This is a genomic window from Congregibacter sp. (genome assembly GCF_965660375.1).
Lineage (GTDB): Bacteria > Pseudomonadota > Gammaproteobacteria > Pseudomonadales > Halieaceae > Congregibacter.
The window spans coordinates 77,622-83,837 of sequence record NZ_CBFHZO010000012.1 but is presented as its reverse complement, the minus strand read 5'-3'; the positions used below and the strand labels follow the sequence as shown (position 1 = coordinate 83,837).

Annotated in this window: 5 protein-coding genes; 4 read left to right on the top strand and 1 reads right to left on the bottom strand. The window is 57.9% G+C overall.

The genetic code is table 11. The features are described from left to right. Nucleotides 1–132: L17 family ribosomal protein (locus ACTG3T_RS01310; protein ID WP_439100460.1), on the top strand; the 132-nt coding region annotated here is incomplete at its 5' end. Between the two features lie 264 nt (nucleotides 133–396). On the opposite strand, the gene uvrA is transcribed toward ACTG3T_RS01310, so the two are convergent. Beyond that, nucleotides 397–3,246: an excinuclease ABC subunit UvrA gene (gene uvrA / locus ACTG3T_RS01305; RefSeq protein ID WP_439100456.1), complete on the bottom strand. Its 2,850-nt coding sequence runs from the start codon at nucleotides 3,244–3,246 to the stop codon at nucleotides 397–399. 170 nt (nucleotides 3,247–3,416) lie between these two features. Between uvrA and ACTG3T_RS01300 the strand changes: the two genes are divergently transcribed. The 3 genes from ACTG3T_RS01300 to ACTG3T_RS01290 all read left to right on the top strand — a co-directional run bounded on the left by ACTG3T_RS01300 (nucleotide 3,417) and on the right by ACTG3T_RS01290 (nucleotide 6,215). After that, a complete protein-coding gene (locus ACTG3T_RS01300) occupies nucleotides 3,417–4,622 on the top strand; it encodes an MFS transporter (protein WP_439100455.1) in 1,206 nt (401 codons plus the stop codon). A 76-nt stretch (nucleotides 4,623–4,698) separates the two neighbouring features. Next, the gene (gene ssb / locus ACTG3T_RS01295) at nucleotides 4,699–5,211 is read left to right on the top strand and encodes a single-stranded DNA-binding protein (protein WP_439100454.1); all 513 of its coding nucleotides are present in this window, start codon (nucleotides 4,699–4,701) and stop codon (nucleotides 5,209–5,211) included. 125 nt (nucleotides 5,212–5,336) lie between these two features. Beyond that, complete coding sequence (locus tag ACTG3T_RS01290; RefSeq protein ID WP_439100453.1) at nucleotides 5,337–6,215, top strand: sugar nucleotide-binding protein; 879 nt, start codon at nucleotides 5,337–5,339, stop codon at nucleotides 6,213–6,215. Nucleotide 6,216: the final 1 nt, after the last annotated feature.

The following is a 6,216-nucleotide window of genomic DNA, read 5'->3' as shown; positions in this document are numbered from 1 at the left end:
CAGGCGCGCCCTGGTGGTTATATCCGAATCCTGAAGTGCGGCTACCGCACAGGCGACAAGGCCCCTATGGCATATGTTGAGCTTGTGGATCGTCCTGAGCCCGAGAGCTACGACGACGCCGGCGACGAATAAGCCGCTGGAGTTAGAGAGTGTTACGAGAAGCCGGGTTTATGCCCGGCTTTTTTGTGCCTATTGTTTTGACTCGCCACAACGATCCAGTGGTCGCGGATAACACCACCCCTGTTGTAACGCGTCGCGCAGAGCGCTCCTGATTGCTTCACAACAGGCCTGCAGCGGCGGTGGCGTGAAACGGAGCGACACAGGGACGAGTTTTCTACTTCGTTGAGTGTGATCAGCAAAGACTCAGTGAATCAAGGTCGTGTGTGCTGTTACTGGTTACGCCGCCTTACTTTTGCCAGGCTTGCTCCCAAACATGGGCTTCAAAAAGCTTCCGGTATGCGACTTCTTGTTCTTGGCCACGGTCTCCGGCGTACCGGTAGCGATGATCTGCCCGCCGCCACTACCGCCCTCCGGACCAAGATCCACGATCCAGTCTGCGGTTTTGATGACATCCAGGTTGTGCTCAATGATCACTACGGTGTTGCCGTGGTCACGCAGCCTGTGGAGCACCTGCAAGAGCTGCCGAATGTCTTCAAAGTGCAGGCCGGTGGTGGGTTCGTCCAGGATATAGAGTGTCCGGCCGGTATCCCGCTTTGAGAGTTCCCGGGACAGTTTGACGCGCTGGGCTTCACCCCCCGAAAGGGTGGTTGCCGCCTGACCGAGCCGCACATAGCTCAAGCCTACATCTATGAGCGTCTGCAGCTTACGTGCGATTGTGGGTACCGCCTCGAAAAACTCCAGGGCATCCTCGATGGTCATATCCAGCACCTCGTGGATATTTTTGCCTTTGTAGCGAATATCCAGGGTTTCGCGGTTATAGCGTCGACCCTTGCAGATATCGCAGGGTACATAGACGTCGGGGAGGAAGTGCATCTCCACCTTGGTGACGCCATCGCCCTGGCAGGCCTCACAACGGCCTCCTTTCACGTTAAAGCTGAAGCGCCCCGGTTTGTAGCCCCGGGAGCGGGCTTCCTGTGTGCCCGAAAACAACTCCCGCACCGGAGTGAAAATCCCTGTATAGGTCGCGGGATTGGATCTTGGCGTACGTCCAATAGGGCTCTGGTCGATATCGATGCATTTGTCGATGTGCTCAAGACCCTCCATGCCCTCATGTGCTGCGGGAGTGAGGGTGGTTGCACCGTTCAGGGCAGTGGCTGCCAGCGGGTACAGCGTGGCGTTGATCAGGGTTGACTTACCGGAACCGGAAACACCCGTTACGCAGGTCAGGAGCCCCACTGGAATCTCAAGATCTACCGCCTGTAGGTTGTTTCCCGATGCCTTGCTGAGTCGAAGGAGCTTGTCATCGTTTCTGCCTACAAGCTTTTCCGGGATTTCGATGCACCGCTCCCCCGAGAGGTAGGCGCCGGTCAGGGAGTTTTTCTCGTCCATTATGGCCTGGGCATCGCCCTGGGCAACAATGGTGCCCCCATGGACACCTGCGCCCGGGCCGATATCGATAATGTGGTCCGCTGTTCGGATAGCGTCTTCATCGTGCTCCACTACGAGTACCGTGTTGCCCAGATCCCGAAGATGTGTGAGGGTGCGCAGCAGGCGTTCGTTGTCGCGCTGGTGTAGACCGATAGACGGCTCATCAAGGATGTACATCACGCCCACAAGCCCCGCACCGATCTGGGATGCCAGACGAATCCGCTGGGCTTCTCCGCCGGAGAGCGTCTCGGCGCTGCGATCCAGGCTGAGATAGTTAAGACCCACATCGACGAGAAAACGATAGCGGGCGCGTATCTCCTTAAGTATTTTCTCGGCAATTTCGGCCTCTCGGCCTTTCAGATCAAGGGCGGCGAAGTAATCCTCCGCCTGACCTACCGGTAACGCGGTAATATCAGGCAGATTGCGATCGTCCACCAGAACATGCCGCGCGTCCTCGCAAAGACGACTGCCACCACACTCCGAGCAGGGCGCGGTGGTAAGAAACTTCGACAGATCCTCACGCACTGACTGCGACTCGGTATCGCGGTAGCGGCGTTCCATGTTGGGGATGATGCCTTCAAAGGCATGGGAGCGCTTGAATACGTCCCCACGGTCATTCACATAGGAGAAGCTGATTTCCTCCTTGCCACTGCCCTCCAGAATAATCTTGCGGTGTTTCGCCGATAGCTCCTCAAAGGGTGTGTCAATGTCAAAACCAAAGTGGCTTGCCAGCGATGTGAGCATGTGGAAGTAGTAGACGTTACGGCGATCCCAGCCACGAATGGCGCCCTCAGCGAGGCTGGCCTCGGGAAAAAGTACGACCCGGTCAGGATCGAAAAACTGCCGGACGCCAAGGCCATCGCAGCTTCCACAGGCGCCGGCGGGGTTGTTGAAGGAGAACAGGCGCGGCTCAAGCTCGTTGATGCTGTGACCACACTCGGGGCACGCAAAGCGCGCCGAAAACACCAGATCAGCGGATTCGCCGTCCATGTCCACTACCAGCGCCAGACCGTCTGTGAGCTCCAGCGCGGTTTCAAAGGACTCGGCGAGGCGTTGCTTAAGATCATCCCGAACCTTGAAGCGGTCCACCACAACCTCAATGCTGTGTTTTTTCTTTTTGTCCAGATCCGGGAGGTCGTCAAGATCCCTGACGCTGCCGTCTACCCGCGCCCGGACAAAACCGGCGCCGCGGAGCTCTTCAAAGACATGGTGATGCTCCCCTTTTCGCTCGCGAACCACAGGCGCCAGCAGCATTAGCTTGGCGCCCTCAGGTTGCGCCAGCACTGTATCCACCATCTGGCTTACGGTCTGCGCCTGCAGGTGGCGATTGTGCGTAGGGCAATGGGGTTTACCTACCCGGGCAAACAGCAGCCTGAGATAGTCATAGATCTCGGTGATGGTGCCTACGGTGGACCGCGGGTTATGGGAAGTGGATTTCTGCTCTATGGAGATGGCTGGTGAAAGCCCCTCCACGTGATCGATGTCGGGCTTTTCCATCATGCTCAAGAACTGGCGTGCGTAGGTGGACAGCGATTCCACGTAGCGTCGCTGACCCTCGGCATAGAGCGTGTCAAAGGCGAGGGACGATTTTCCGGAACCCGAGAGTCCTGTGATCACAACCAACTTGTCCCGGGGAATATCCAGGTTGATGTTTTTCAGGTTGTGCGTCCGTGCACCACGCAGTTGAATTGTATCCATACTGATTTCCGCAAGTAACAGGCAAAAGCCACCCAGTATAAGGTGACGGCTGGGGGCGAACAAAGATTAGCCAGAAAATCGGGTAAATATACGCCGGCTGAGCAGCTGTGGATGGTCGGCGTTCGCGGAAAAGCTGTTACCATCTGCGTCATTCGTGAGGTACCTCTGAATTGCTAACAACTAATCCCATGACAGCGCTGGAGCGTCGCGTCGTTGCTGCGTTGGCGCTGCTTTACAGCTTTCGCATGCTCGGCCTTTTCATGGCGCTGCCCCTGCTGGCGCTATACGCCGCTGACATGCTGGGCGCGTCACCACTGATGATCGGTGTGGCCCTCGGCGCCTACGGTGCCACCCAGGCTTTGCTGCAGATTCCCCTCGGTTGGCTCTCGGACAAAATCGGCCGCAAGCCCGTAATTCTCGGTGGCCTGGCCCTCTTTGTGCTCGGCAGCGTGGTGGCGGCGCTGGCGGAGAGCGTGCCAATGATCGCCGTGGGGCGCGCGCTTCAGGGTGCGGGTGCCATCTCTGGCTCGGTGATGGCGCTGGCTGCGGACCTTACTTCCGAGGAGCAGCGCACTAAGGCCATGGCCGTGATCGGTATCAGCATAGGCCTCTCCTTTGCCCTGGCCTTGATCTGCGGCCCTTTGTTGGCCGCCTGGGGTGGGTTGGCGGCGGTGTTCTGGATGACCGCAGCGCTGGCGCTATTGGGTATGGCCATAGTACTGCTGGGAATACCGTCGGCGGTCGCACGGACCCACGAAGGCGTTGGCGCAGATCGCAATATGTTTAGACCGGTGCTAAAAGACCCAGTCTTGCAGCGCCTCAATGGTTCGGTGTTTCTGCTCCACTTTATGCTCACGGCGTCATTCCTGGTGGTGCCTGCGGTGATTGAGGGCAGCATGGGGGTTCCCAGGGACTCGCACTGGCAGGTCTATCTCCCGGTGCTCGTGGTGTCACTACTGGGGATGTATCCCTTTTTGCGACTTTCCGAACGGGGAGGCCGGCCTGGACTGGCACTGAAAATCACCGTATTGATGATGCCCCTGTCGCTGGCAGCGCTTTTTCTGGGCGAAGATACGCTGCTGCTCTACGCAGCGTTGGGCGGGTTCTTCACAGCGGTGAACTACCTCGAGGCCGCACTGCCGTCTCTCGTCAGCAAAGCCGTGTTTGCCCATGGCAAGGGTACTGCACTGGGTATCTATGCAACCTGCCAGTTTCTCGGCGCTTTTGCCGGAGGCACCACCGGGGGCTTGGTCTATGGCTATGGGGGGCTTTCGGCGCTCCTGTGGCTGGTGGTAATGGCCGCGTTCCTTTGGCTACTGCTGATCTGGCGCATAGCCCCAAGGCCTGAATCCGGGGCTGCAGCCAGCGCTGCTTGAACGTTTATGCTGTCGCAATTCCAGAGGCGGATTGCTATATTGATCGGCCCTTTTTTACAGATTCGGAAATAGCTATATGGCTTCGCGCGGCGTCAATAAAGTGATTCTTGTGGGCAATCTGGGCGCAGATCCTGAAACGCGCTTTATGCCCTCCGGCGGCTCGGTGACAAACGTCCGTCTGGCCACCTCAGAGACCTGGAAAGATAAACAAACGGGGCAGCCGCAGGAGCGCACCGAATGGCATCGTGTGGTGTTCTTTAACCGCCTTGCCGAGATCGCCGCTGAGTATCTGCGAAAAGGTTCCAAGCTCTATGTCGAGGGCTCCATCCGCACCCGCAAGTGGCAGGATCAGTCGGGACAGGACCGCTATACCACGGAAATAGTCGGTAACGAGATGCAGATGCTTGACAGTCGCGGCGGAAACGCTGGCGGTAACGACGGTGGTTATGATCAGAGCTACTCGGAAGTTGGTGGCGGAAGTGGGAGCGGGTCAAGCATGGACTCCGCGTCTCAGGGGGGGCCACCAACTTCGTCACCTTCATCACAACCGGCAGCTATGGGTGATATTGACGACGATATTCCTTTTTAACGAGGAGGTTTTTCATGATCACTGTCTCGATGTCTATCTTGACTGGTTTTTTCTTGCCGTTGTGGACTGCCGCTCAGCGGCGCCTGGGAAAATCTATACGCCAGTCCGGGGCTCTCTGAGCCCCCGTGGACGTTCTTCTCATTGGCGCGGACAATCCGGTGGGGATGGCACTGCAGGTCGTCTTTGCTCAATGGGGACGACATAGAGGATTAGCAGTAAATACCGCTTCGGCACGGTGGCGCAGCGAGCGCCAGGCTAAAAAGGCGGCCCGGAAAGATAAACCCCAGGCGGTAGTGGATTTGCGTCTCGCCTGGCAGGTATCCACCGGCGAAATACCCCAGCCAATTGATATCGAGCGCGCCCACTGGCTATCGAAGGCCTGCGAGCACAGTGCCATACCTTACCTGCTGCTATCTAGCGATCGTGTGTTCGCCGGTCAGGGTACCCGGAGCTTGCGGGAGTTTGATGCCCCTGATGCGTTTGACGAGCCTGGCTTCCAGATTATGGAGACAGAGACTCGCGTCATCCAGGCCGCGCCCTCAGCCATCGTACTGCGGACCGGCCCCCTGTTTGCGAGCACCGACAGTAATTTTCTGACACGAATGTTGTCCAGAATGAGCGGCGAGCGCCACGCCACTTTCGATGATCAAAATGTCTTCACGCCCGTAGCCTGCGCTGATGTCGCGCGGGTTCTGGCGGCAATGCTTGATCAGCTTAGCGTGGGTGCAGACGCCCGGGGTGTCTATCACTATAGCTCTGGGGATCGCACCACGAAGTACGCGTTTGCCGAGGCGGCACTGGCTGCCATGAGTCAGTATCGCGACTGTGGTGACATTGTGATTAGCGCCAAGGACAAACGTCCGGATGAGAGTGCAGAAACACGGTTTTTTGACTGCAGTCGATTGCGCGACACCTTCGCGATCAAGCAGGTGCCCTGGCGCGGTTTTATAAACGCCACGGTCAGGGATTATGCCGAAAGCAAAAACACCAAGGAGGTCGCCTGAC

Bases quoted from the DNA above. Each gene is read 5' to 3' on its own strand.
- uvrA (WP_439100456.1), bottom strand. From the start codon at position 3,246: ATGGATACAATTCAACTGCGTGGTGCACGGACGCACAACCTGAAAAAC.
- ssb (WP_439100454.1), top strand. From the start codon at position 4,699: ATGGCTTCGCGCGGCGTCAATAAAGTGATTCTTGTGGGCAATCTGGGC.